This is a genomic window from Kitasatospora sp. NPDC051853, assembly GCF_044452665.1.
Lineage (GTDB): Bacteria > Actinomycetota > Actinomycetes > Streptomycetales > Streptomycetaceae > Kitasatospora.
Genome location: NZ_JBITBY010000018.1, coordinates 38,523 through 61,334 on the forward strand (window position 1 = coordinate 38,523; position 22,812 = coordinate 61,334).

A 22,812-nucleotide genomic window follows, 5' to 3' on the forward strand; every position below is an offset into this window, starting at 1 on the left:
TTGGTGCTCGTCACATGTGCTCCTGATCAGGCGCGCTGGAGAGCTCTGGCGGGCTGCTCGAAGCCCCGTCGGATGCCCTCGATGCTGCGGAGTTGGTGGCTCATACCGTAGTGCGCCGCCGTGTCCGCAGCTCGTCCCAGCACGGCGATTCCCTCGCCCGCAGTCTCCGGGTCCGACAGCAGGATGTGGCCTTCGGCGGTGGCCAGGCGCACCTGCTGCATCGGAGAGGCCGTCGTGCTGGTGCGCCGTGCTACCTCGATCAGCTGGCACGCCTGCGCGAGATTGCCCGCCCCGCGGTGGGCGAGGGCGAGCTTCTGGTGGCCTACCGACCAGTCCTCCGGTTCTCCGAGCGCGTCGAACTCCCGGATCGCGGCCGTCATGAACGTGGCGGCCGTGGCGTGATCGCCGGTCTTGTCCAGAGCCGTGCCAACCCAGAGCTGGGCCCGCGCCCGGTCCCGGGAGCTGAGCCGCACGTCAGTCGCCAACTGCCGGTAGCGGGTGGCCGCGTCAGTGAGCTTGCCGGACATCTCACTGACCACGGCCAGCGACAGATCCAGCTGGGCGACGCGGCGCGGAACGGCCAGCTGCTCGAACACCGATCGGGCTTCCAGATACGAGCGGGCGGCGGACAGGGGCCCCAGTACGGAGCCCTGGTCCCGCTGAAGATCTCCCAGCAGCACGGTGGTTCGGGCGAAGAGGTACAGGCCCCGGTCATCCAGCTCCTTCGCCGGCCACCGGGATCGCCACCGATCGAGCAAGTCGGAGGCGAACATGAAGTCCTGGCGGCCGAGCGCGGCGACGGCCCGTTCGAGGTCGTCGACCCAGGTCTCGTACTCCCACAGCCGCAGACTCGACCTCAGCGGCAGAGGCAACCCAGGCCGCCCGGCGCTCTCCGTCAGCAGGGTCTCGAACCGCAGTACCGTCTGCGGGTCGCACCTGGCCAGAGTGGTGTCGAGGATGGCCTGCGTATCCGGCCGAGGCCGATACGCGGCGCCCCTGGCTTCCCAGTTCGAGACGGTGCGCACCCCCACACCCAGCTCCTGCGCGAACGCTCTCACACTTCTTCGCCGGGCCATCCGGAGCGCACGCGCTTCAACGCCGCTCCACTCGATCACCGCCAACGCCGCCACCTCCAGCCAGAGCAGCCATCGAAGCACTTCAGCGCCTCTCGATGCGGCGGAACTGCCACAGGAGTGCCACACGGTGGCATTTCGGAGCGATCGCTCCGACGGCACGCTGAGAGCGTCCAAGTCAGCCAGGGGGCAGGGGAGTCGAATGGACCTGACGGAGCAGCATCTGGTGCCGGTGCCATCGGTGGTGGGGCTCCTGCGTGCTGCGGTGCTGACCGAGGCCAAGCGCGGCGTACTCGCCGACGTGCTGACGGACTACTGCGAGAGCCGCGAGCTGGCGTTGACCACGGTCGTCATAGAGCAGGCGAACGACGACCCCCGCAAGACCGTCACGCGGATAATCGACGCGCACCCCGGCCTGTACGGGATCGTGCTGCCGTCGATCGCTCACCTGGGGGCTGCGGCAGTGGCTCGGGCCCGGCGGCGACAGCTGGAAGCGAACGGAACGCGACTGCTCATCGTGCGGGCTGCCGGCCGGGTCACCCGGTCGCGAGCCTCGCCCGACGAGCTGGTCTTGTAGAGCACCGCCGAGTCGCCAACTCCTCAGCGGGTGCTACAGGATGTTCCACCGACGGCCGTGGTGATTCCGGCGGAGGCCGTCGATGCGCGATACGACCTCGGCCAGCGTGCTGGTACCGGCCGCGGCACGCTTGGCGTTCGTGGTGATCATCCGGAGTTCGCGGAGGTCACGCAGCACCTCGTAGCCGGACCAGGCGGTCACGTCGAAGCCGTAGAGGTCGGCGAACCGCTCGTAGTGGTCCTGGCCGTAGCCGAACCGGCGGCAGTGGATCTCCACCGTGACGCAGTCCAACTCGGGCGGCCCGAAGCAGGCGGTGTCCCAGTCGCACAGCACCGCGGATTCGCCGTGGTGGAGCGCATTCCGGTGCTGCGGATCTCCCTGGAGCAGGCCCGGGCGCAGCGCGTAGCGGACTTCGGCCAGATCCGATTCGAGGCGCACCAGGCGCTGCTTCAGGAAGGACAGGTCCGCCGGCGGCAGAACGGTGATCGCCGCGAGCGAGCGGCGGATCGCGCCGACCGTGTCGAGCGGACGGACATCGAACGGAGGAGGTGAGAGTCGATGCAGGGTACGAAGCGGTCCGGCGAGGAGCGCGGCCGGCACGGGGAGGTCGGGCTGCGGGAGGTACCGCCAGAAGGTGACGGCGTGCTCGCCGATGAGCACCGGCTGCTCCACCGGGAGCAGTTCGACCGTGGGGAAGTCCTGGCTGCTGAGCCACCGAACCAGCCGCACCGTGCGCTGGACGTCGGCCACCGGCGTGCCAGCCCGCGCGATCTTGGCCACTACTCCGGCCCCCGAGAGCCGGAACACCGCGTTGGTGTGGCCGCGCAGCATCTCGGCGCCAACCGGGTCGACCCCGATGCGGCGGCACGCCTCCTCCAGGACGGAGCGGACCTCGGACTCGGCGAAGCCGCCGATGACAACCGGAACAGTCATGTTCGTAAGGCTGACGGGAAGAGGCCGGTCCTGTCACATCCTGCTGGTGGGGAGGGCCAGAAGCTCGCCAAGGTCCCGGACAGCCCGGGACGAGCGCACCTGTGCGGGCAGTATGGCGATCACCTCCTGGGCACGCACCCCCAGGATCTCGGTGCGGTACGCCTCGGGGACCGCCAGGAACGTGTGGGCGGCCAGCTCGCACGCCTCGGTGACGCTCCGCTCCTGGACCAGGCACATCGCCTCTTCGAGAGCGAGCAGAGCCGGGTCGATGCCGCTGTGGTCGGTGTACAGCGACAGTGCTTCCTGCTGAACGCGCCGGGCTTCCCGCAGCTCACCGAGAGCGGTGTGCACGCCGGAGAGGTAGAAGAGCAGACGCCGGCGGGGGAACGCCCAGGCATCGGTCTCGTCCGAGGGCGGGCACCGCTCGAACAGCTCGCGCGCCTGGACGATGGCCTCCCGGGCACCTTCGGCATCTCCGTGGCGGGCGCGGGCGCGGGCCTCGGCGGCTGCGGCGAACGCCCCGGTGACGGTGGCTCGGCCGCGGTTGAGCAGGCGGGCCTCCCGGGTCAGCGCAACGGCTCGCTCCAGCGGGCCGTAGTAGTAGGGCAGCATCGCGGCCTGCACACGGACACGGGCTCGGAGGTCACCGCTGCCGCTGTCGTCGGCGGCCGACCGGGCCGTGCCGTACCACAGCCGGGACTGGTCGAGCCTTCCCAGCTTCATCAGGGCGTCCGCGACGAGAGTCGCCAGCACGGCGATCATCTCCGACAGGCGGCTCTGGACGAGGGCCGGTTGGCGGTCGGCGGCCAGCAACCGGACTTCTTCGAGGAGCCGGACGAGCCGCCCCAGCATCTCGGTCGGGGGCGAGACGATGTAGGCACGGCGAAGATCCATGACCTGCTCGTCCAAGACCTCCAGCTGGGTGGCGCTCGCCGTCGTGCTGGCCAGCGTCCCTTCGACCGAGCGCCGGAACGAGTCGACCAGATCCCCGAACGGATCAGGGGTGGCGACAGGAACGGCTTGCAGGGGCACGCTCAGAGCGCCAGCCCCCGGACGTGCCGCGCCGACGGCTGGCCGGTCGGCCTCCGACCGGTAGTCGCCGACGAGCCCAAGTCCCTGGGCATCGGTCTCGTACAACCGGCACAGCAGGTCGACAGTGCCGAACCTCGGCCTCCGGCCCTTCTCCCATGCCGCCAGCTGGTCTTCGTCCACACCCGGGAGCGGAAGCCCCAGCCGCTCGCACAACTGCACCAGCTCGGCGACGGCCTGACGCAGCGTCCAACCTCGGGCCAGCCGGTGTGCCCGAAGGAAGCTCACGCCGCAGCATGCTGCGATCTCCGCCACCGTGTCCGCGACGGCCCACCCGCTGGCCGCAGCACGCTCCCGGATGCTCACCGCACACGACGGCTTGTGCGCCACAGCCCACCTCCTCGGTAGCCGAACTAGGGGTGATCGTAGCCAGCGAGTCACTGACCGGGAGCGGAAAACCGCAACTAGTCACTGCTCTACGGCCCTTGAAGTCGGAAACCCGTGACTTCGGCCTTCAACCAGCAAGAAGTTCAGATTGCCGCCGATGGGGCGTTCGGAGAACCTCTCTGAACGCGCCGACCGCGTTGCCCTCAACGGCCCGGGAACACCTGTAGACCAGCACTACCCGGAGGATCGCCATGCCCGCCATCACGCTCAGAGCGCCCGTCAAGCTCGACTCTGTCGGTCAGCTCCGCAAGGAGCTTCCCGCCGCACTCGTCCCCCTCCAGGTAGAGCTGACGGACGATGAGATCTTCGCCGCCAAGGTCTGCTTGACGGAGCTGGTCGCCAACACGATCACCCATGGCTTCCAGGGGGAGGCGGGCAACGAGTCCGCCGAGCTGACCGTTTCGGTGGCCGTGGACCGTGAGTCCGGCAGGCTTCGGCTGACCGCGTTCGACCCCGGCCGGGGCCTGCCGGTCGAGCGAATCAGCGGGCTCGACGAGGTGAGCGGACGAGGTCTGGTACTGATCCGCACCTACGCGGCGGACTTCGGCTGGGGCCCGGCACCCGACCAGGCGGGGCAGCAGGTCTGGTGCGAGCTGGTGATCGAGTCGCTCAACGGCCAGGCCACCGCGACCAGCGCGGAAGAGCAGCCGGAGCAACGGCAGGACATCGGGCTCCAGATCGCCGTGCTGGGGGCCGCGTCGGCCGCCCGATCCTCCCGGCCCCAGATCAGGGTCTGCAGTGTTCGAGGCCGCCCCCGCGCCGTCACCGGCACCGACACCGCTGCCTGAACGCCCGCCAGGCCACGGCCCCGGCACGGCCGGGGCTCTCTTCAGCACGCCCGCGCACCGAAGGAGGTACACCCATGCTCGCCGCACCCACGCTCCCCAGCTTCCAGCGCGCCTACGGCCAGGCCCTCGAACACCTGGTCACAACGCCGCAGTTCACCAACCAGCCCCGCGGCAACCACAGCCAGGAGGCCCTGGGGCTGAGCTTCACGATCACCGACCCTCGGGCCCGCACCCTGTTCCTGGAGTCCCGGCCGGTGAACCCGATCTACCACCACGCTGAGGCGCTGTGGTACCTCGGAGGCCGGAACGACCTCGACATGATCGGCTACTACGCCCCCCGCCGCCGCCTCGACTCCGCCGACGGCACCACCATCGACGGCTCCGCGTACGGCAAGCGGATGTTCAACGGGCCGTTCGACCAGGTCCTCGCGCTACTGCGCTCCGAGGCCGACTCCAAGCGCGCGTTCCTCCCGGTGTTCTGGCCGGGCGCGCTGGATGACCCGGCCAGCCCGGACGTGCCGTGCCTGGTCGGCCTGCAACTCCTTGCCCGCGAGGGAAAGTTGCACATGGTGGCGTTCATGCGGGCGAACGACGCCAACCGCGGTCTGATCGCCGACGTGTTCTCCTTCACCTTCATCCAGGAGTTCACCGCGCGCCTGCTCGGGCTGGAGCTGGGCACCTACACTCACCACGTCGGCTCGATGCACCTCGCCGTCGCCGAACTGCCGCGTCTGACGGACGCGCTCACCGAGGCGGCGCACAGCGTCGGCCTGCCGCCGCGCTTCACCCCCACGTCCATGCCGGCGGACTCCGGATGGGGGACCATCCGGCAAATCCTGGTGCACGAGCAGGTGTTGCGCACCAATCAGATGCAGTACACCGCGAAGGACATCGCGGCCCTGGGCCTGCCGTCGTACTGGCAGGAGACCGTCCGCCTCTTCGAGGTGCAGCGGCAGTTGGTCCACTGCGCGGCCGACCCGGTGGACGCTGAGCTGCTGGCCGCCCTCACCCCCGCCCACCGCTGGCAGGTCGCCCGCCGCTGGCCACGGCGGATGCCCGCCGAGGTGACGGGGTGACCGCCCGCCCCGCCGCGGCTGGCGCGGTGGTGGACGGAGTCGACTGGGAACGGTTCAGCGTGGTGCTGCTGAAGCCCGACTGCGTCCGCAGGGACATGGCCGACATCGTCCTCGCCGCCCTGGCCGAGCGCGGCGACGTCGAGGTGGTCCACTCCCGGCCGGTGAGCGTCGCGCCGTGGCAGATCCACGTCCACTACTGGGACATGCTGGTCGACGCCGACTGGTGGCTGCCGCTGAGCATCCCCTACTGCCTGGAGCAGACCTACGTCGGCCAGAGTGTCGTCGTGGCGCTGGTGCGCGGTGCCGCCGGGACGCCGGCGCGGCTTCGCGGCCTGCTGGGGCACTTTGACCCCGACCAGGCCGGGCCCGGCACGATCCGGGGCGACTTCGGCGCCGACAGCCTCGCCGACGCCCGCGATGCCGGGCGGCTGGTGGAGAACCTGATCCACACCAGTGACGACACGGCCGCCGTCGCCCGGGACTTCGGTACCTGGTTCGGCGCGAACCGCCGCGACCTGCTGACCTCCGTCCCGTCCCGCACCTGACCGTTCTGTACCGCCTTCCCGCATCAACTTCCGCTAGGAGGAACCACCATGACCGCCCCCGCCCGAGTCCGCCGGCCCCTCCCGCTGCTCACGCCCACGCAGATCGAAGGGCTCAAGCCGGAGCTGGCCGACCCGATCGAGTACCGCAAGTCCGGCCTGTCGCTGAACCACGTCATCGGCTGTCCGCTCGACTGCGGCTACTGCGTGCGGCACATGTTCGACAACTTCGAGCTCAAGACGCCCCGGGCCCTGATGAGCGACGAGAAGGCCGTCGAACTCCTCACTGGCCACCACTACTTCCGGCCGCACGTCACCCCGATCCAGATCTTCAACCGCGCCACCGACCCGATGCTGCCCGTCGTCAAGCCCCACACCTTCACCGTGCTGCGGCTCCTGGACGAGATGGGCCTGCGCAACCACGTCCTGGTGATCACTCGCTGGCGGGTCACCGACGAGGACTGCGCGGTCCTCAACTCCTTCCAGAACATCAAGCTCACCGTCCTCGTCACCCACTCCGGGATCGACCACCCCGGCATCGAGCCCGTGGACTCCGCCATCGCGGCGGCCAGCCTCAAGACCCTGTTCGCGAACGCCGAGCGGTACCGCACCATCCTGTACTGGCGGCCGATCGTCCCCGGCCTCAACGACAGCGACGAGCACATCCAACGTGCCCTGGAGCTGTCGCACTTCGCCCACGCGACCGTCTTCACCGGCCTGTTCTTCCGCGACCAGATCGCCGCCTACTACCAGGAGCACGGCCTGCCCGAGCCCTACGAGGACACCGCCCGCCGCAAGATCATGCCGGAGGAGTCCGAGCAGCGAATCCTCCAGGCGTTCCACCGCGACGCAAGCCCCGACGCCCCGTTCGGGCCGCTGTTCCGCAAGACGTCCTGCGCCGTTGCCTACGCCCACGGCGAGGCCGACTACAACGGGCACTACGGCATCCGCGAGCTCTGTGACATCTGCCCCGTCGCGCAGCTCAACCTGTGCCACAAGGCGTGGAAGGCACCCGAGTTGGCCGTCGCGGAGGCCGCCGCCCGGGCCCTCGGCGCGGTGGGCGAGGTGGAGGTCACCGAGCGGGCCATCATCGTGGAGGGCCTGGACGAGCCGCTGCGGTACTCCCTCCAGCACGGCTTCGGTTACCAGGTCCACGACCGGACCAAGCCGCACCACCCGCGCCGGCACGGGCGAGCCGACATCGGCTGGCCCGCCCCGGCCGCCTAGGAGAGCCCATGAGCACCAGCACCTGGCCCCGTCTGCTCGTCGTCGACGTTGAAGGAAGCGGCCAGCAGCCGCCGGACCTGGTCGAGCTGGCCGTCGTGCCCGTCGAGGGCGGCAGGGTCCGGCCCGAGCAGGCCCGCAGCACCCTGATCCGGCCGCCGCAGCCGATCACCCGCTTCGCCACCGGCGTCCACGGCCTCACCAACCAGGACGTCGAGGCCGCCCCAGCGTGGGAGATGATCGCAAGCCAGGTGCTGGCTGACCTCCAAGGGGCGTGGATCGTCGCCCACCACGCCTCCACCGAGTACACCGTCCTGACCCGCCACCTGCCGACCTGGCAGCCCGCCGGAGTCCTCGACACCCTGCGCCTGGCCCGACACCTCGCACCCGACGCGCCCGGGCACGGCCTCGACAAGATCATCCCGTACCTGGGGATCGACCTGTCCGCCGTGCCCGGCCAGCGCCACCGCGCGGCCTTCGACGCGCACGCCACCGCCCTGCTGCTGCTCGCCCTCGCCGAGCACCTGACCTTCGACGAACTGCGGGCAGCGGCGGTGCCCCCGAACATGCCCGGTGCCCTGTCCGCACTCGATCCCGAACCCGACCATGAGGAGCAGACCCTGTGGTGACCACCACCCCCGTGACGGTCGGCCTTGCCGGAACCCACCACACCGGCAAGACCACCCTAGCCCGCCGCATCGAGATGGAGCTGCGCGGGCTCGGCTACACCGTGACCCGCACCTCCGGCCTCGCCCGCCGCGCCGCCGACCTGGGCTTCCCGAAGATGCTCAACCACACCGTGGCCTCCACCGAGTGGATCATGGCCGCCGGGGCCGCCGACGCCCTGGCGGCCGGCATCGGCGCCGATGTGGTCCTGATGGACCGAACCCCGCACGACGCCCTCGCCTACCTCCTCGCCGCCCGCGACTTGCGCAGCGAGCTGACCGACGGAGCCGAGCTGGAGGTCCTCGGCCTGCTCGCCGACATCCACACCCGCCACCACACCCTGCTGATCGCCACCGTCCTCGACCCGGCCCTGCCGCTCGGCGAGCACCCCCGCAAGGACCCCGCCTACCTCGACCAGACCTTCCGCGCCGCGGTCGACGAGCACCTGCACCACCTGGTCGCCGACGGCGAGGTGAAGGACCGGCTGCTGCCCGCCCCGTCCGACTCCGCCGACCTCGTCGTCGCCTCCGCCGTCGCCACCATCACCTCCACCCTGGAGGCCGCCAAGTGATCACCGACCTGCCCGGAGGCACCCTGAACATCGCCGGAGTCACCGTCTCCCGCCTCGGCCTGGGCACGATGCGCCTCACCGGCCCCGGCACCTGGGGCAACCCCGACGACACGGCCGCCGCCGTCCGCCTGATCCGACGCGCCGTCACCTCCGGCATCAGCCACATCGACACCGCCGACGCCTACGGCCCCCACACCGTCGAAGACCTGATCCGCTGGGCCCTCCACCCCTACACCGACGACGTGCTCGTGGCCACTAAGGTCGGCATGATCCGCCCCGCCCCCAACGTCTGGAAGCCGCTCGGCCGCCCCGACTACCTGCGCGCCGCCGTCGAAGCCTCGCTGCGCCGCCTCGCCACCGACCGCCTCGGCCTGTGCTACCTCCACCGCATCGACCCCGCCGTGCCGTTGGCCGACCAGGTCGGCGTCCTGGTCGAACTCCAAGTCGAGGGCAAGATCCGGGGCATCGGCCTGTCCAAGGTCACCACCGCGCAGATCGACCAGGCCCTCGCCATCGCCCCGATCGCCGCCGTGCAGAACGTCCTCAACCTCGACGAGCCCCACGACCCCGCCGTGGAGCACTGCGCGAAGCTCGGCATCCCCTACGTGCCGTACCGGCCGCTGAACGCCGGACAGCACACCGGCCCCGTCGGCACCGCCAAGGCCCTGCGCCACCTCCTCGGCCTCGGCCCGCACGTCGCCCCGATCCCCGGCACCAGCAACCCCGACCACCTGGACCAGCTGATCGCTGCCGTCACCGAGGAGTCTCAATGATGAGGTCAAGCGGCCTGCGCGACCGGTGGGGCGGAGGTGAAGATCCGGTTGTCGCGCAGGAGTGCCCACAGGACATCGGTCCGTCGGCGGGCCAGGGCGATGACGGCCTGGACGTGTTTGCAGCCCTCAGCGCGCTTCTTGAGGTAGAAGTCCCGGTTCGGTCCCTCCCGGATGATGCTGGTCTGCGCGGACAGGTAGAACACCCGACGCAGGCGGCGGCTGTAGTGCTTAGGGCGGTGCAGGTTGCCGGTGCGGCGGCCGGAGTCGCGCGGGACGGGGACGAGCCCTGCGGCGGAGGCGAGGTGGCCGGCGTCCGCGTAGGCCGCCAGATCGCCTGCGGCGACGACGAACTCGGCGCCCAGGATGGACCCGATGCCGGGCAGGGACTCGATGATCTGAGCCTGCGGGTGGGTGTGGAAGGTGTCGCGGATCTGCTGGTCGAGGTGCTTGAGCCGGTCGTCCAGGGCCAGGATCTGGGTGGCCAGGTCGGCGATGATCCGGCCGGCGGTGTCCTGGCCGGGCAGCACGGTGTGCTGGGCCTCGGCCGCCTCCAGGGCGGTGGCGGCCACCGCGTCGGCGCCGCGAACACCGCGATTGGCCAGCCAGGCCGTCAGACGGGACCGGCCCCGGCGGCGGATCGCGGCGGGCGCCTGGTAGCCGGTCAGCAGGACCAGCGCGCCCCGGTGGGCCGAGTAGTCGAAGACCCGCTCCAGCGCGGGGAAGACGCCGGTCAGCACGTCGCGGAGCCGGTTGATCATCCTCACCCGGTCGGCGACAAGGTCGGTGCGGTGGGCGGTCAGCAGCGCGAGGTCCGCGGCCAGCTGGGCGGGCACGTCGATGGTGGAGAAGTCCCGGCGGTGCCGGGCGGTCTCGGCGATCACGTAGGCGTCACGCTCATCCGTCTTGGCCTCGCCCCGGTAGGCGCCGGACATGCGGTTGACGGTCCGGCCGGGCACGTAGACAGCCCCCTGGCCGTGCGCCCCCAGCAGAGCCAACAGCAGGGCGGAGGTCGTGCCGGAGATGTCGACGGCCCAGTGGACCTCGTCGGCCAGGGCCAGGATCTCGCCGATCGCGGCCAGGATCGCCACCTCGTCGTTGTCGACCTTCCTCGACCACAGCGTCGCCCTGGCCTCGTCGACCGCAGCCGCCCAGTGGTGGCCCTTGCCCGCGTCGATGCCTACCCAGACCTGGGCCCGTGGTCGCTCACTCATCGGCCTCTCCTCGCCTCCGACAGCATGCCGCCGGCCCGAGGAACACCCCGCTGTCATCTCCGTAATCAGCGACCGAAGCGCACATCTCAATCAGCAGCCAGGGCACCCCGGAGAACCGGATGGCCACTCCTCAGAAGCCACGAACGGCAAGACCTGATCAGCCACATCCGGCCCTCCCGGGCCACCTACCAAGTTACGGAGACCTGATGCGCCTCGGCTACAGCCACTGGGGCTTCCTCGGCGACGGCATCACCGACACCCCCGACGGCGGCCGGTCCTGGCGGACCACCATGCTCACCGCCCTCGCCGCCGACCACACCCTCACCCTCCTCCAGCCCAACCGCGACCTGCTCGAAGCCAGCCATGACGTCCCCGGCCCCTACACCTGGGACAGCCAACTGCCCGACCTCGACGCCCTGTTCATCGAGTGGCGATGGCCCCTGCCCGGCCGCAACGACACCCCCTGCGGCACCGACGGCCACACCTGCGACCTCCACCGCCAACAGGAACTCATCGACCACTACACCCTGAGCCTCGGCGTCCCCACCCTGATCTGGGACCTCGACAAGACCCTCGCCGACGACGACCCGCTCCGCGCCCATCCCGCGGTGCGCGTCCTCGACCCCGCCACCGTGCCCGCGCGCGGGGCGTACACGATGCGCGTCCCGGTCGCCGACGACCTGCTCGACCGCGCCGACCCCGAGCAGTTGGTGACCGGCTCCCGGCTCTGGTCGCTGTGCTACGTCGGCAACCAGTACGGCCGCGACGACCACTTCGACCGCTACTGCGCCCCGCCCGCCCGCCGCCACCCCCACCAGGTCATCGGCAAGTGGACCGACACCGCCCGCTGGCCCCACGTCCACTTCGCCGGCCGTCAGGGCTTCGCCGCCTCCCAGCGCCTCCACACCCGCTCCGTCACCACTGTGCTGCTCGCCCCGCCCCGCTATGCGGCCACCGGCGCGATGTCCCAGCGCCTCCCCGAAGCCGTTCTCGCCGGCTGCCTCCCGCTCGGCCCCGCCGACATCTTCGGCATCACGGACTTCCTCCCGCCTGAGCTGGTGGTCCGCGATGGCCACGCCGCCGACCAGACCATCGGTCTGTTGGACGCGGCTCCCCTCGGCCACCGCGCGGAGCTGCTGGCCGGGTGCCTGGAGCGGCTCGCACCGTTTCGCGCCTCCCACCAACTCGCCACCGTCCGCAGCGCCCTTGCCGACATCGCGCGCGGACGGGAGGGCGGTGCGCCATGACGCGCATCCTTTCGGCGTCCTCGGGGTCCGTCCTCGTGACGGCCCCTGACCGGCGGGTCCTCCTGGTTCACCACGCCCGGTCCGACACATGGTTGCTGCCCGGCGGCAAAGGGGAGACCGAGTCCCCGAGGGCGTGCGCCGAGCGCGAGGGCCACGAGGAGCTGGGCGTCCCAGTTGCGGTCGGCCGCCTGCTGGCCGTCCACTACCTCTCCGGCGCCAAGCCGTTGTTCCCGGCAGCTGCCCGCATCCCCGGCGCGTACCCCTGCACCATGTTCACCTTCACCGGCGAGATCCACCCCGACGACTGGACCCGGATCGCCATCCCCGCAGGTGAGTTGCACGGCTGGACCACGTACGAACCCGAGGACGCCGCCCAACGCACCGGCCTCATGGAGCCCGCCAACGCCGCGCACCTGCTCGCCTGCGTCGAGCCGCCCGCACCGGTGCCACCGCCTACCTCGAAGACGGACGCCAGCTGTAGAAGCGCCCTGCGCCGAGAGCCGCCTGAACCAATAACTACCAACAACACGAACGGACTCCATCCGCATGTCCCGCCAGCCGCAGCTCATCCTCAGCCCGCTCATAAACGGCCGACCCGTACCCCAGTGCGACCCGGCCACCTACACACCCGCGGCAGGCCACTCCTACCTGGTCGTACCCCTCACGGCCCTCAACACGGCACCCCCCGGCCGCACTACCGCGCCGCCAGCGCCAGCCGCTCCACCACGGCCCCGTCCCGACTGGCGGCCCAGTGTTCTCAGAAGCGATTCCCAAACCGAAGGTAGGGTCACGTTTTCGCAGGTGAGGTGTGTGGCCGCCGCTTGGTAGGCATCCTCGGACCGTCGTATTGGTGCGGGGCGTGGTCGGAGGTGGCGGATGCCGTCGGTGCTGGGGGTGCTGGGGGTGCTGGAGCGGCGTGAGCGGGTGGCGCTGGCCCGGGCGGAGGAACTGCGCGCCGAGTTGGAGCGGGTCCAGGCCGCCGTGGCGGAGGCGGATGAGGCCGCGCGGCGCTCGGTGATCGCCCGGGAGGAAACGGTGGTGGCCCTGGCCGAGTTGGCCGGTGAGTCCGGGGCGTCGGCCGGTGGACCGGTGGTGGAGCCGGTCGCGGGTGTGGCCGGGGCGCGGGTCGAAGTCCCTTTGTGGCGTGAAGGGTTGGGGGTGGAAGTGTTGCCGCCTGAGTGCGCGCGGGTCGTTGCTCTGGTCGAGCGCGACGCGGCCAGCGGCGGGGAGGGGGTGCGTGCGCGGGCGATGCGCGAGCATCTGGGCTGGCCGACGAGTGATGCGAAGGAGCAGGCGGCCAGGTTCAGGGCGAAGCGGCTGGTGGAGCGGGGCTGGTTGAGCTGCCCCGAGTTTCGTGGAGTCCGTGATCGTGTGTTCAGGCGGACTGCGGGACGGCTTCCTGGCTTTGCCAGTAGTCGTCTTCGAACTCGGTCGGCGGAACGTAGTCGAGGGCGGAGTGAAGCCGCTCCTCGTTGTACCATGTGACCCATTGGAAGACCGCCCGCTCGACCTGTTCGAACCCGGTCCACGGGCCCTGCATCTCGATCAGCTCGGCCTTGAACGTGCCGTTCGGCGCCTCGGCCATCGCATTGTCGTACGAGTCTGCCACGGACCCGACCGATGCGGCGGCACCGATCTCCGACAGCCACTCGGTGTAGCGAATGGACACGTACTGCGACCCCCTGTCGCTGTGGTGAATCAGCCCGGAGTCCTTCTTGATCCTCCGGCGCCGCCACAGCGCCATCTCCAGTGCGTCCAGCGGGAGTTCAGTCCGCATGTTCCTGGCGATCTGCCAGCCGACGATCGTTCGCGAGAAGACGTCCAGGACGAACGCGACGTAGACCCAGCCGGACCACGTCCGCACATAGGTCATGTCCGCGACCCACAGCTGGTCGGGCCGTTCGGCGGTGAAGTCGCGGTTGGCCAGCCCCGTGCTTGCGGGAGAACGTCCACGGTGGTGTGTGCCTCCGCAGGGAGTGACAGCTGACCCTCGCCCACGAGGAGGGACGGCACCGTGAGAGATCGCGCGGGGCAGCTCTGGGTCTCGTGGTGATCAGCTATCGGTGCCTTCCAGCGGTGGCGTGCAGGTGGTGTGCGCGCGGCCGACCGGACCGGGCCACGGTTCCGTCTCCGGCACCATCAGCCACGGCGTGGCCTTCACGTGGTGGAGTGAGCGGTGGTCCGGGTGTTCGGTGATGTGCTCGGTGGCCCAGGCCCGGATCGTGGGGAAGTCCGTAGCAGCCGGTGACTGGGCGCCGCACATCGTGCCGTCCTCCTCTTCGCTGCTGCACAGGAACAGGTGCTCGGGCATCGGGGCGTCGGGTTCGAGGTCCAGTAGGGCGGACCAGAGGGTGAACCGTGCGTAGAAGCGCTGGGTCACGCGACGTCCTCCGCTCTGCGGGCGATGGCGAGGTAGGTGTGCCGGTGGGCACGCGCGCTGTCGGGTGTGTAGAACGCCGCGGTCTCGTTGTCGCCGCAGGTCGCCAGGGCGCCGGTGATCCGGTCCCGCAGGCCCCAGCGCGGCCGGCCGTTCTCGTCGGGGTCCAGCGGCACCACGGCGAAGCGGGAGTCCGGGCGGCCGGTCACCGGTCGCTCCCGGCCCGCAGGCACCGGGTGCACAGCGCGCTCGCCTTGGCCTGAACAGTGTTGCCCAGGCTGATGGTCACGGTCGGGCCGGGGCTGAGCGGGCCGTCGCTCGCGTGGCAGTGCAGGCAGGCGTCGCCGTCTGCCTGGGCCTGGGTGGCCAGGGTCTGGCGCTGGTAGCCGGTTGGTGTGCTGACGGTGATCCACGCGGCGGAGTCGATGCGCCGCAGCAGCGTGACCAGGACCGTGGGGTCGGTCAGCTCGTCGGGTCGGTCCGGGTTCGGCGGAACCGCCCAGTGCACCCCGTGCGGCTCGATCACCCCGTTGCCGGGCACGACCACGTACGACCCGGTGCTGAGCAGCCGGGCCGGGGTGCCGTGCAGGTCGATCCCGGACCGCGCGGTGGTCAGGATGTAGAGCTGCGGGTGCCGCAGGGAACTGCCGGTGCTCCAGATGACCGGGCCGGTGGGCGTGCCGGGCATTGCGTGGAGCATCGCCAGCACGGCGAGGCCGGCGGTCTGCGGTATGGCCGCCGCGTCCCAGTGCTCGCCGGCGGCGATGGTGGAGAGGGTGCCGGTCGGGGGCAGCCAGGAGGGCAGGAGCACGTGCTGGGCATGGGTCATGGGTGGCGGTCCCTTGGTCAGGTGAGGGCCTACATGACCAGCATCGGCTCCTGACGGTGCCTCAAGTCCCACAAGCCTGTGGGACTCCTACAGGCCGAGCCATGCCGCGTACCGGGTGACCTCAGCCGGCATGGTCCGGCGGGACCGGGCGACGCCGGACAGCACTTCGCGGACCCCGGGGCTGAACCGTGTGGGCTGCGGGGCGAGGCGTCGGGCTTCGACAAGGCGGCGGAAGGCCTCGTCCGGGTGGCCGGTGAACAGGGCGGCCCGGGCGACATCGGTGTAGTGCCGGGCTGTCCGGGACACGGGCCAGCCCGGCGGGACCACCATGGTGCGTGCGACGTCCAGCGCCTCGCGGTAGAGGTGTTGGTCGACCAGCGTCGACACCTCGTGTACTGCTGCGTTGGTGGCGCCGAAGACGAGCGCCTGCTGGCTGTAGGTGGAGATCCCGGCGGCGATCCGCCGGGCTTCGGCGAGGTGCTCGGCGGCGGCGTCCGGCCGCTGCTGGCGGGCGCTGAGGAGTGCGGCGCTGAGGTGGATCTGGCCGGTGACGGCGGTCCGGGTGTCGCCCGGGTCGGTCAGCGCGGCCGTCCGCAGGCCGGCGTCGGCGACGCGCAGGCCGGTGCGGTAGCTGCCCGCGCGGAGATGGATCATGGTGCGGAGGTAGTGCTGGACGCCCGCCGCTGCCGGGTCGGATCCGCGCTCGGCGGCCCAGGCCATGCGGTCCAGGGCCGTTGCCGCGAGGTCGTGGTAGCTCAGCTTTGCCGCGACGTCGTAGGCCGAGCGGTAGGCCGTCGACAGGGCGATGAACAGCCGCGGTGCTCCGGTGAGGTGCACCGCGGTGGTCAGTTCCTCCAGCAGTCCCGGCAGCTGCCCGGCGACTGTGCGGAGGTGGCCGTCCCGGATCGAGCGGCACAGCTGCTCAGCGTGCTGCACCAACCCGGTCGCTGACCGGGGTTGGATCTCAGGGTCGGCGCCGAGGTCGTGCAGATCGAGCGCGGCCCGGATCGGCCGGATCAGGCCCTCGACCTGGTCGCGATCAAGGTCTTCACCGCCCGGCCCGACGGCCAAGTCTGCTGCCGGGACGCGGAGGACGCGGGCCAGCGCGGCCAGTACGGAGTCGCTCGGTAGCCGGGTGCCCTGCTCGATCTGGCGGACCATGCTGATCGATACGAGGGCCTGGTCGGCGAGCTCGCGCTGGGTGAGGCCTCGTAGGAGGCGCCGGGTCTTGACGCGTGCCGCCACACTGTCGGGGTCGACGGCCACCTGAACTCCCCGCGCTGGTAGGTGTTCTGACGATACCGACCCCAGGGGGACACGCGGGGCCGATCTGCGAGGATGGCGGCATGTCGAGAGTGCTGTACCTGCTGGGCACCGCCGCGCCGCCGGTCATGGAGTTCCCCACCGTGGTGGCCAACGCACAGAGTCGCGGCTGGGAGGTCTGCGTCGGCCTCACCCCGACAGCCGCTCGCTGGCTGGGCACAAGCGTCGAGGAACTCGCGGAGCTCACCGGGTACCCGGTCAAGAGCGAGTACCGGCTCCCCGGGGACAGTGACGGCTGGCCGCGCGCCACCGCGGCGATCCTGGCCCCGGCCACCCTGAACTCCGTCAACGCCGTGGCGCTGGGCCTCACCCCGTCGTGGCCCATCGGGTACGCGGTCGAAGCCATCGGCCGCAGGGCCCGGCTGGTCGTGATGCCGTGCGTGAAAGACACCATGGCCGCGCACCCCCAGTTCCCGAAGAGCGTGGAAACACTCCGTGCCGCCGGCGTGCAGGTGCTGCTCGGACCAGGAGGGTTCGTTCCGCACGCCTCAGGACAGGCTCAGCCATACCCGTGGGGCGCAGCACTCTGCGCGGCCGAGGAGACCTGACTCTGACACCAGCTGACACCCGCTCGCGCGGGGAGGACCCGGGGTGATCCCAGGGCCCGGGCAGGCACTCCGGCTGGCCCCCGCGCCTGCGGGGGTCAGCCACTCCCAGGTGTGGGGGTTGCACTCCACCGCCAGAGGGTGGATGGCTGCGGCCTTGCGCAGGGTGGTCACGTGGGTGGACCAGGCGAAGGCGGGCGGGAGAAGGATCAGGTCGACGTCGACCGGATGCTGCCCCGTCTCGGTGCGACAGAGCGGGCGTGGTTGGGCAGGCTCAGGCGGTAGGGCCGAAGGTGAGGAGCGGCACGTCGTAGAGGTGGGGGTTGCGGGGGCGGGTCATGGTGGGCCCGGTGACCTCCATGATGAGGAGTTCGCTGAGGAACTGGACGCGGGCATTGAGCAGGTGGCTGGTGCGTCCGTCGGCGTCTTCGCCCTTGAGGCCGGCGGCGAGGTGGATGTGCGGGAGGATCAGGCCGGTGGCGGGGTCGTGGGCGAGGGTGCCGCCGCCGAGGGCTTCGACGAATTCGAGGCGGGTGCGGTCCCAGAGCGGCTGTTCGGGGTGGGTGAGGCCGTTGCAGGTGCCGACGATCTCGGCTTCGGAGAACGCGCCGATGAACATGGGGATGTAGCCCTGCCGGACGTCGTTGTCCTTGCAGAAGGCCGTGAGGGCGTCGAAGAAGTCCTCACCGTGTTCGAAGGTGACGCCGAACGTCCGGCCGAGGGTCAGTTCACTGGCACGCATGAGCAGGTCCTCACAGGGTCAGGGGCTGTTGCGGATCGCGGGATCAGAGGGCCACGGTCTTGAAGGCCGCGGCGATCTCATCGCTCTTGCGCCCCTGGGCGAGGAGGACGTGCAGGAGGAGCCGGGCCTTGTAGGCGTCGAGGTGGCCGCCTCGGATGAGTCCGCGGCCGAGCAGGTCCTTCTCGGAGCCGGGGAAGCTGTATGTGGCTTCCAGGACCGGTCCGTTGCCGATGCGGCTGGTGAGGATGACGGGGAGCCGGGAGGCGGTGATCTCCAGGGCGGTCACGAAGTTCTGGGGGACGTGGCCGACGCCGAACGCGGCGATGACGAGTCCGTCGCAGGCCTCGGCCATGGCGGCGAGGAGGGTGCCGTCGTCGCCGAGCGTCGCGGTGTACAGGCCGACGCGCGGGGCCGGTTCGGTGAGCGGTCCGGGGAACGCGATGCGGGTGGCGAGCGGGTGGTGGAGGTGGACGCGGCCCTCGTAGAGGCGTCCCAGGGGGCCGGTGGCCGGGGAGGTGAACGCGGCGGGGCTGGTGCTGTGGGACTTGCGGACGGTGCGGGCCGCGTGGATCTCGTCGCCGAGGACGACCACGGTGCCGGCGCCGTGCAGTTCCGAGGCTGCGGCGGCGATGACGGCGGCGTGGATGTTCGCCGGGCCGTCCGCGCCGGGCTGGGTGGGGTTGCGCATGGCGCCGGTGACGACGATCGGCTGACTGCCCTCGTGGAGGAGGTTGAGGAGGTAGGCGGTTTCCTCGATCGTGTCGGTGCCCTGGGTGACCACGGCTCCGTCGCAGCCGGCTGCGAAGGCTTCGGAGATGGCCTGTGACAGTGCGGTGAGGTCGTCGAAGCCGAGGGAGGCGCCGGGCAGGCGCCGGAAGTCGTGGACCTGTAGGTCGATGTCCAGGCTCTGCAGGGCGGGGACGGCGGCGAGGAGTTCCTGGGCGGACAGGGCCGGTACGACTCCGCCGGTGGCAGGATCTGTGGTCATGGCGATGGTCCCGCCGAGGGAGAAGACGGCAACTGTCCTCTTGTGCAACGCTGTTGTCTCCCTGTCAGCGGGTATTCCGCGAAGCGGTGCGGCCGGGTGGCCTTCGGGCAATCTATCGGTTCAGGTGGTGCGGTGGGAGGCGACGAAGCGGCATGCGGCGTCCGGGCCTTCCAGGCCCAGAAGCCGGCTGCGGGGGCGGGCGAGGGTGCGTGTTCCCGCCAGGGTGAGTTGGTGGCAGCGGCGGGTGAGCCAGGACCAGTCCAGGCCGAGGTAGTCGGCGGTGGCGATGAGGCGGTCGCGGGCGAGGCCGGCTGATGTCACGGAGTGCGCGGCGGCGTGCCCGATGGCGTCGGCGAAGGTGTGCAGATCTGCCGGTCGTGTGGTGAGGCCGAGTTTGGAGACGGCCTCGGCTCGTACCCAGCTGGCGATGCTGGCTCGCTGTCGTGGGAGCAGGACGAAGCCAGCGGTCTCCGCGAGGTCGGGGTTCTCGGTGATCCAGGTGGTGATGCCGAGTGATTCCATCAGGGAGGGCTGCGTAGGTGAACACCGAAGCTGGCATCCGGTTCTTCACCTCCGGGGTCGTCGGTGGCCGGGCCGCCGCCCTCGACGGGGCGCCGCTGGCCGGGCCGGGCCGGACGCTGGCGGCGGCGACCGAGAGCGCGGAGTTGCGCTCGTGCTTCTGCAGGGCTGTCTGGTCCCCGATCCCATTTGGCACCAGTAGCCGAGCCCTTCGTGGAGGTCGTTCCGCCCTGTCCCTCTTTCGGAGGTTCAGTGCGCCGGGCGGAACGGCCTGCCCACAAGTGGGCGGCGGGGAGCCCGGAAAGTCCCCTCCGACAGGAGGACGAGCTGGGAAACAGCAGGTCACGGGACCTGGCTAGGCGAGGCCCTACCCGGCAACTACCGCACGCACGGCTTCCTCTTCGGCCTTCAGGGTGCTGTTGATCCGGCGGGCGAGTGCCTTCACCTTCCGGCGGACCCACTCGCCGACAGACTCCGAATGTCCGGCGGCCAGCACCGCTTCCGCCCAGTTGGTCACTCCGCGGTAGCTCCGTGCGATGGCCACCGCCTGCTCGACCGAGGTGAGGGTTTCCAGGAGCGCGATCAGGCGGCTGTCGGCGAAGCCCTCGATGCCCGTCGCGTCGTCCGCATGCCGCCGAATACCCGGTCACGGACGGGCGGGCCCGCGAGATCCTGCAACGTCTGCAGCGCGGCGGACTGTTCTTCCGCGCCAACCCCAGCCGCGCCGTCTACGCCCTGAGGGCGAGCGCCCGGATGACCGAGAGGTAGCCAATGGCCAGCAAGGCGCAGCAGGTGTGGGACGGTCTGAACGACCGTCAGCGGACCTATCTGCAGGTCCTCTTCGGCATTGACCAGGGCTTGGAGAAAGAACATCACCACGACCTTGCGCGCGGTCACATCGACCGGCGGACAGCCCGAACCCGGAGGCGCATCCACTTCAACGACCAGCGCAGCCCGGTTGTCCGGGCACTGCACGCGGTCGGGGTCTACGACAGCGGTGCCGGGGCGGCCCTGGCCGCGCTCGCCGACCGGGACCTGGCCGAGGTGGACAGCGTGCCCGACCTGATCCCCACTCGCTTGGGAGGACACCTACTACGTTGACCAGATCGATGCGAACACCGGCCGACCCCCGCGCTTACGGGGAGGACGAACCAGGGTTGGTCGGCGATGACCGCTACGTGATACTGGCCCACATGAGCGAGGCGCTTGGGTACGCAAGTTCACAGCACTACCCCGCAGTTGTCACCGATCGCTGGGGTCAGTCCCAGACAACTTTGGTCAACAATGGCAGGATGTTCACGATGGTCCTTCGCGGCAACCGCTTCGAGGGCACGTCAGTTGATGGTCTCGAGCTGGTTGGAGCACCTGCCGATACCGACGAACCTCCCACGCTGCACCAGGGCGATCTGTGCTCGTGCACCATCCAGTGGCGCATGCCGGTTCAGGTTTCCCTGGCCGACGCCGGAATCATGAGCGCCCCGTTGGCTGCACGACTGGTCCTTGGAGATCCGGCACCCAACCACGCCATCGACTCTGTCGGTGTGACGTTGCAGCTGCACCTTCCGGCCGGGGTTGTGGAAACGACCACCCCCCAAGGCTTCATGGAGGATGCGTTGATGGACCTCCAGCGTGAGCTACCGGACGGCACCCGCCTCTTGGCCTGCATCTCATGCGCCTTCTCCGACTACCACCCGGCGGGCTCCGGGTTCATCGGCTCAATGGCGTGCTTCCGCGACTGCAAGGACACCTACCGGGCTGTCGCCGGCAAGCGGGACCTGTTCGCCCTCTGGGACAAGAGAAGCGGCTTCGTTCAGGAGACGTTCCACTGCCCTGACTTCGAGCAGCGCCAGTCCGGCACTGGATACCGCGGCTGAGGGCTACCCCACAACAGCTTCGCGCCCCAAGAGCAGCAGCTCAGGCCCCCTGTTTCGCGGCCGAGCGTGGCCGGCGGGGTGGAAGTGAGGCGCTGTTCGACGGGTCAGGTCTGGGCAGTGCCTACTGCCGCCTCACCCGACGGGAGGGCCGGCCAGGCCAGCTCGCCCTCGCGGCGCTCCCAGGACGGGCCGGTGGGGGGTGCGTCCACGACGTCGAGGGTGAACGGGGCGTAGTCGTTGAGGCTTTCGCGCACCGTGAAACCGGCCGAGGTGAGGATCGCGGTGATGGCCGCGAGCATGGCGTCCAGCACGGCGATGCTGTGGGTGAACGCGGGCTCTTGTGTCTGCCCGCGCATCGCCGCGTGGCGCGCACAGTCTGCCAGCCGGGGGCTGGTCTCCCATCCCACGCCCACTCCGGTGGCGATGGCGTCGGTGAGCGGGTCCACTGTGACCACCGCTCCCTGTGCGAGGTCCCGGTCCGCTCCGGAGGCCACCACTGGCAGGCCTGCGGCCGTCAGCTCACTGCGGACACGATCGGCAAGGCCCTCACGGGCCCGCAGAACCTGGTCACTCACTCTCTCCACCGCCCGAACGCTACCTGGCGGTCGTGACCGCGGCCTGACCAGTGACCCGCGCGGGCAGGCTCCCGTGGTCAACGTCTGGGTACAGGCCGCGCCCGCTGGCGTCGATGGTGGCCGACGGCTGCCTGAGCAGTCCGAGGCAGAAGGCAGGGGCTGTCGCCATGTGACCCTGTCGAGTGGGATGTCAGATGTCTCCTTGACGGGGGCGGATCAGCAGGCGCCGTCGAGGTGCTTGCCCTGACGGCGCCCGCCCGGCCCCGCCAGGAAGACGGCCCTTAGAGTGAGCCCCGTGGAGATCCCTGGCCTCGGCGCCCTCACCCCCGACCCTGGCCACGACGGCTACCGCAGCGACCCGATGCCGGTGCCGGGCCTGGGCGGCGCGGTCTGCGCAGTGGTGTTCCCCGACTGCGACGGCGGGCCGGTGGCGGAGGACCTCTTGGCAGCGGCTGTCGCCTTCCTCGCCCTTGACGCCTCCGTCCTCCGGGCTGCGGCGGGGCCGATCTTCGAGTACTACGAGGACGTGGTGAGCGTTCTCGGCGAGGACCTGCCGGACCGGGTGGCCGGACCGGCCGAGGTGCTGGCGCACATCCGACCAGGCCGGGAGGCACTGGTCGAGCGCGATGGCGACGAGGTGTACGTGTCCGTGGAGTGCGAGTGCTCCTGGGAGCCCGAGCACGGACTGCAACTGGTCTTCCTCGGGGGCCGGACGGTCTCCAAGGTCGGCCCGTACGACGGCCACCTCACCCACCACCCCCGCTTCCCGGGGGAGAACGTCGCGGGCGTGGTCTACCAGCGGATGCTCTGACCACCCGTGGCCGACGCGAGGCTGTCTGGGACGGCCCGGACGGGATCCGGCTGACCACAGGCGACGGTGCGG

28 protein-coding genes are annotated in these 22,812 nt (G+C 70.6%); 14 read left to right on the forward strand and 14 right to left on the reverse strand.

What is annotated here, in order from left to right:
• Positions 1–26: 26 nt before the first annotated feature.
• On the reverse strand, positions 27–1,076 hold the full coding sequence (locus ACIA8O_RS36935; protein ID WP_396298536.1) for a hypothetical protein: 1,050 nt from the start codon (positions 1,074–1,076) through the stop codon (positions 27–29).
• A gap of 199 nt (positions 1,077–1,275) precedes the next feature.
• On the opposite strand from ACIA8O_RS36935, the gene ACIA8O_RS36940 reads away from it, so the two are divergent.
• Positions 1,276–1,650, forward strand: coding sequence for a hypothetical protein (locus ACIA8O_RS36940; RefSeq protein ID WP_396298443.1), 375 nt, complete (start codon positions 1,276–1,278; stop codon positions 1,648–1,650).
• 33 nt (positions 1,651–1,683) lie between these two features.
• On the opposite strand, the gene ACIA8O_RS36945 is transcribed toward ACIA8O_RS36940, so the two are convergent.
• On the reverse strand, positions 1,684–2,583 hold the full coding sequence (locus tag ACIA8O_RS36945) for a phosphotransferase family protein (RefSeq protein WP_396298444.1): 900 nt from the start codon (positions 2,581–2,583) through the stop codon (positions 1,684–1,686).
• A gap of 33 nt (positions 2,584–2,616) precedes the next feature.
• Positions 2,617–4,002: a helix-turn-helix domain-containing protein gene (locus tag ACIA8O_RS36950; protein ID WP_396298445.1), complete on the reverse strand. Its 1,386-nt coding sequence runs from the start codon at positions 4,000–4,002 to the stop codon at positions 2,617–2,619.
• A gap of 248 nt (positions 4,003–4,250) precedes the next feature.
• On the opposite strand from ACIA8O_RS36950, the gene ACIA8O_RS36955 reads away from it, so the two are divergent.
• The 7 genes from ACIA8O_RS36955 to ACIA8O_RS36985 all read left to right on the forward strand — a co-directional run bounded on the left by ACIA8O_RS36955 (position 4,251) and on the right by ACIA8O_RS36985 (position 9,699).
• Positions 4,251–4,847 (forward strand): ATP-binding protein, encoded by a 597-nt coding sequence (locus tag ACIA8O_RS36955; RefSeq protein ID WP_396298446.1) that lies wholly within the window; start codon positions 4,251–4,253, stop codon positions 4,845–4,847.
• Between the two features lie 74 nt (positions 4,848–4,921).
• Positions 4,922–5,923, forward strand: a complete 1,002-nt coding sequence (locus ACIA8O_RS36960) for a thymidylate synthase (RefSeq protein ID WP_396298447.1) — start codon at positions 4,922–4,924, stop codon at positions 5,921–5,923.
• Positions 5,920–6,468 carry a nucleoside-diphosphate kinase gene (locus ACIA8O_RS36965; RefSeq protein ID WP_396298448.1) on the forward strand — a complete coding sequence of 183 codons (549 nt, stop codon included), beginning with the start codon at positions 5,920–5,922 and terminating at the stop codon, positions 6,466–6,468. The genes ACIA8O_RS36960 and ACIA8O_RS36965 overlap by 4 nt, the downstream gene beginning before the upstream one ends.
• 48 nt (positions 6,469–6,516) lie before the next feature.
• Complete coding sequence (locus ACIA8O_RS36970) at positions 6,517–7,692, forward strand: radical SAM protein (protein WP_396298449.1); 1,176 nt, start codon at positions 6,517–6,519, stop codon at positions 7,690–7,692.
• Between the two features lie 8 nt (positions 7,693–7,700).
• On the forward strand, positions 7,701–8,318 hold the full coding sequence (locus tag ACIA8O_RS36975) for an exonuclease domain-containing protein (protein ID WP_396298450.1): 618 nt from the start codon (positions 7,701–7,703) through the stop codon (positions 8,316–8,318).
• Positions 8,315–8,926 (forward strand): hypothetical protein, encoded by a 612-nt coding sequence (locus ACIA8O_RS36980; RefSeq protein ID WP_396298451.1) that lies wholly within the window; start codon positions 8,315–8,317, stop codon positions 8,924–8,926. Before ACIA8O_RS36975 ends, ACIA8O_RS36980 begins: the two co-directional genes overlap by 4 nt.
• Entirely contained in the window at positions 8,923–9,699 is a 777-nt protein-coding gene (locus tag ACIA8O_RS36985; protein WP_396298452.1) for an aldo/keto reductase, read from the forward strand. Before ACIA8O_RS36980 ends, ACIA8O_RS36985 begins: the two co-directional genes overlap by 4 nt.
• 5 nt (positions 9,700–9,704) lie before the next feature.
• Here the strand turns inward: ACIA8O_RS36985 and ACIA8O_RS36990 are convergent, their stop codons facing one another.
• Positions 9,705–10,910, reverse strand: coding sequence for an IS110 family transposase (locus tag ACIA8O_RS36990; protein WP_396298453.1), 1,206 nt, complete (start codon positions 10,908–10,910; stop codon positions 9,705–9,707).
• A 206-nt stretch (positions 10,911–11,116) separates the two neighbouring features.
• Between ACIA8O_RS36990 and ACIA8O_RS36995 the strand changes: the two genes are divergently transcribed.
• Positions 11,117–12,157: a hypothetical protein gene (locus tag ACIA8O_RS36995; RefSeq protein WP_396298454.1), complete on the forward strand. Its 1,041-nt coding sequence runs from the start codon at positions 11,117–11,119 to the stop codon at positions 12,155–12,157.
• Positions 12,154–12,942, forward strand: a complete 789-nt coding sequence (locus ACIA8O_RS37000; protein ID WP_396298455.1) for an NUDIX domain-containing protein — start codon at positions 12,154–12,156, stop codon at positions 12,940–12,942. The genes ACIA8O_RS36995 and ACIA8O_RS37000 overlap by 4 nt, the downstream gene beginning before the upstream one ends.
• 590 nt (positions 12,943–13,532) lie before the next feature.
• Here the strand turns inward: ACIA8O_RS37000 and ACIA8O_RS37005 are convergent.
• From ACIA8O_RS37005 to ACIA8O_RS37025, 5 genes are all read right to left on the reverse strand, one after another.
• Complete coding sequence (locus ACIA8O_RS37005; protein WP_396298537.1) at positions 13,533–14,192, reverse strand: IS3 family transposase; 660 nt, start codon at positions 14,190–14,192, stop codon at positions 13,533–13,535.
• A gap of 18 nt (positions 14,193–14,210) precedes the next feature.
• Positions 14,211–14,537 (reverse strand): hypothetical protein, encoded by a 327-nt coding sequence (locus ACIA8O_RS37010; RefSeq protein ID WP_396298456.1) that lies wholly within the window; start codon positions 14,535–14,537, stop codon positions 14,211–14,213.
• Complete coding sequence (locus tag ACIA8O_RS37015; RefSeq protein ID WP_396298457.1) at positions 14,534–14,743, reverse strand: hypothetical protein; 210 nt, start codon at positions 14,741–14,743, stop codon at positions 14,534–14,536. The genes ACIA8O_RS37010 and ACIA8O_RS37015 overlap by 4 nt, the downstream gene beginning before the upstream one ends.
• Entirely contained in the window at positions 14,740–15,363 is a 624-nt protein-coding gene (locus ACIA8O_RS37020; protein WP_396298458.1) for a hypothetical protein, read from the reverse strand. Before ACIA8O_RS37020 ends, ACIA8O_RS37015 begins: the two co-directional genes overlap by 4 nt.
• A gap of 87 nt (positions 15,364–15,450) precedes the next feature.
• Entirely contained in the window at positions 15,451–16,629 is a 1,179-nt protein-coding gene (locus tag ACIA8O_RS37025; protein ID WP_396298459.1) for a helix-turn-helix domain-containing protein, read from the reverse strand.
• Positions 16,630–16,709: 80 nt separating this feature from the next.
• Here ACIA8O_RS37025 and ACIA8O_RS37030 point away from each other — a divergent pair, with 80 nt between their 5' ends.
• On the forward strand, positions 16,710–17,234 hold the full coding sequence (locus ACIA8O_RS37030) for a flavoprotein (RefSeq protein WP_396298460.1): 525 nt from the start codon (positions 16,710–16,712) through the stop codon (positions 17,232–17,234).
• 271 nt (positions 17,235–17,505) lie between these two features.
• On the opposite strand, the gene ACIA8O_RS37035 is transcribed toward ACIA8O_RS37030, so the two are convergent.
• From ACIA8O_RS37035 to ACIA8O_RS37050, 4 genes are all read right to left on the reverse strand, one after another.
• Positions 17,506–17,973, reverse strand: coding sequence for a PPC domain-containing DNA-binding protein (locus ACIA8O_RS37035; protein WP_396298461.1), 468 nt, complete (start codon positions 17,971–17,973; stop codon positions 17,506–17,508).
• Positions 17,974–18,016: 43 nt separating this feature from the next.
• Positions 18,017–19,072 (reverse strand): asparaginase, encoded by a 1,056-nt coding sequence (locus ACIA8O_RS37040; protein WP_396298462.1) that lies wholly within the window; start codon positions 19,070–19,072, stop codon positions 18,017–18,019.
• 9 nt (positions 19,073–19,081) lie between these two features.
• Positions 19,082–19,483, reverse strand: coding sequence for a hypothetical protein (locus ACIA8O_RS37045; RefSeq protein ID WP_396298463.1), 402 nt, complete (start codon positions 19,481–19,483; stop codon positions 19,082–19,084).
• Between the two features lie 364 nt (positions 19,484–19,847).
• Complete coding sequence (locus tag ACIA8O_RS37050; protein WP_396298464.1) at positions 19,848–19,997, reverse strand: hypothetical protein; 150 nt, start codon at positions 19,995–19,997, stop codon at positions 19,848–19,850.
• A gap of 254 nt (positions 19,998–20,251) precedes the next feature.
• On the opposite strand from ACIA8O_RS37050, the gene ACIA8O_RS37055 reads away from it, so the two are divergent.
• Both ACIA8O_RS37055 and ACIA8O_RS37060 read left to right on the forward strand, forming a co-directional pair.
• Positions 20,252–20,581, forward strand: a complete 330-nt coding sequence (locus tag ACIA8O_RS37055) for a hypothetical protein (protein WP_396298465.1) — start codon at positions 20,252–20,254, stop codon at positions 20,579–20,581.
• Between the two features lie 92 nt (positions 20,582–20,673).
• The gene (locus tag ACIA8O_RS37060) at positions 20,674–21,354 is read left to right on the forward strand and encodes a DUF6304 family protein (RefSeq protein ID WP_396298466.1); all 681 of its coding nucleotides are present in this window, start codon (positions 20,674–20,676) and stop codon (positions 21,352–21,354) included.
• Positions 21,355–21,458: 104 nt separating this feature from the next.
• Here the strand turns inward: ACIA8O_RS37060 and ACIA8O_RS37065 are convergent, their stop codons facing one another.
• Positions 21,459–21,809 (reverse strand): hypothetical protein, encoded by a 351-nt coding sequence (locus tag ACIA8O_RS37065; RefSeq protein ID WP_396298467.1) that lies wholly within the window; start codon positions 21,807–21,809, stop codon positions 21,459–21,461.
• 415 nt (positions 21,810–22,224) lie between these two features.
• Between ACIA8O_RS37065 and ACIA8O_RS37070 the strand changes: the two genes are divergently transcribed.
• Complete coding sequence (locus tag ACIA8O_RS37070) at positions 22,225–22,740, forward strand: DUF6985 domain-containing protein (protein ID WP_396298468.1); 516 nt, start codon at positions 22,225–22,227, stop codon at positions 22,738–22,740.
• Positions 22,741–22,812 lie beyond the last annotated feature (72 nt).

What these genes read in the sequence shown, in the direction of transcription:
- ACIA8O_RS36990 (WP_396298453.1), bottom strand. Translation starts at nt 10,910, where the DNA reads ATGAGTGAGCGACCACGGGCCCAGGTCTGGGTAGGCATCGACGCGGGC.
- ACIA8O_RS37020 (WP_396298458.1), bottom strand. Translation starts at nt 15,363, where the DNA reads ATGACCCATGCCCAGCACGTGCTCCTGCCCTCCTGGCTGCCCCCGACC.
- ACIA8O_RS36955 (WP_396298446.1), top strand. Translation starts at nt 4,251, where the DNA reads ATGCCCGCCATCACGCTCAGAGCGCCCGTCAAGCTCGACTCTGTCGGT.
- ACIA8O_RS36935 (WP_396298536.1), bottom strand. Translation starts at nt 1,076, where the DNA reads ATGGCCCGGCGAAGAAGTGTGAGAGCGTTCGCGCAGGAGCTGGGTGTG.
- ACIA8O_RS37030 (WP_396298460.1), top strand. Translation starts at nt 16,710, where the DNA reads ATGTCGAGAGTGCTGTACCTGCTGGGCACCGCCGCGCCGCCGGTCATG.
- ACIA8O_RS36940 (WP_396298443.1), top strand. Translation starts at nt 1,276, where the DNA reads ATGGACCTGACGGAGCAGCATCTGGTGCCGGTGCCATCGGTGGTGGGG.
- ACIA8O_RS37035 (WP_396298461.1), bottom strand. Translation starts at nt 17,973, where the DNA reads ATGCGTGCCAGTGAACTGACCCTCGGCCGGACGTTCGGCGTCACCTTC.
- ACIA8O_RS37055 (WP_396298465.1), top strand. Translation starts at nt 20,252, where the DNA reads ATGGCCAGCAAGGCGCAGCAGGTGTGGGACGGTCTGAACGACCGTCAG.
- ACIA8O_RS36970 (WP_396298449.1), top strand. Translation starts at nt 6,517, where the DNA reads ATGACCGCCCCCGCCCGAGTCCGCCGGCCCCTCCCGCTGCTCACGCCC.
- ACIA8O_RS36945 (WP_396298444.1), bottom strand. Translation starts at nt 2,583, where the DNA reads ATGACTGTTCCGGTTGTCATCGGCGGCTTCGCCGAGTCCGAGGTCCGC.
- ACIA8O_RS36960 (WP_396298447.1), top strand. Translation starts at nt 4,922, where the DNA reads ATGCTCGCCGCACCCACGCTCCCCAGCTTCCAGCGCGCCTACGGCCAG.
- ACIA8O_RS37045 (WP_396298463.1), bottom strand. Translation starts at nt 19,483, where the DNA reads ATGGAATCACTCGGCATCACCACCTGGATCACCGAGAACCCCGACCTC.
- ACIA8O_RS37060 (WP_396298466.1), top strand. Translation starts at nt 20,674, where the DNA reads ATGAGCGAGGCGCTTGGGTACGCAAGTTCACAGCACTACCCCGCAGTT.
- ACIA8O_RS36975 (WP_396298450.1), top strand. Translation starts at nt 7,701, where the DNA reads ATGAGCACCAGCACCTGGCCCCGTCTGCTCGTCGTCGACGTTGAAGGA.
- ACIA8O_RS36995 (WP_396298454.1), top strand. Translation starts at nt 11,117, where the DNA reads ATGCGCCTCGGCTACAGCCACTGGGGCTTCCTCGGCGACGGCATCACC.
- ACIA8O_RS37000 (WP_396298455.1), top strand. Translation starts at nt 12,154, where the DNA reads ATGACGCGCATCCTTTCGGCGTCCTCGGGGTCCGTCCTCGTGACGGCC.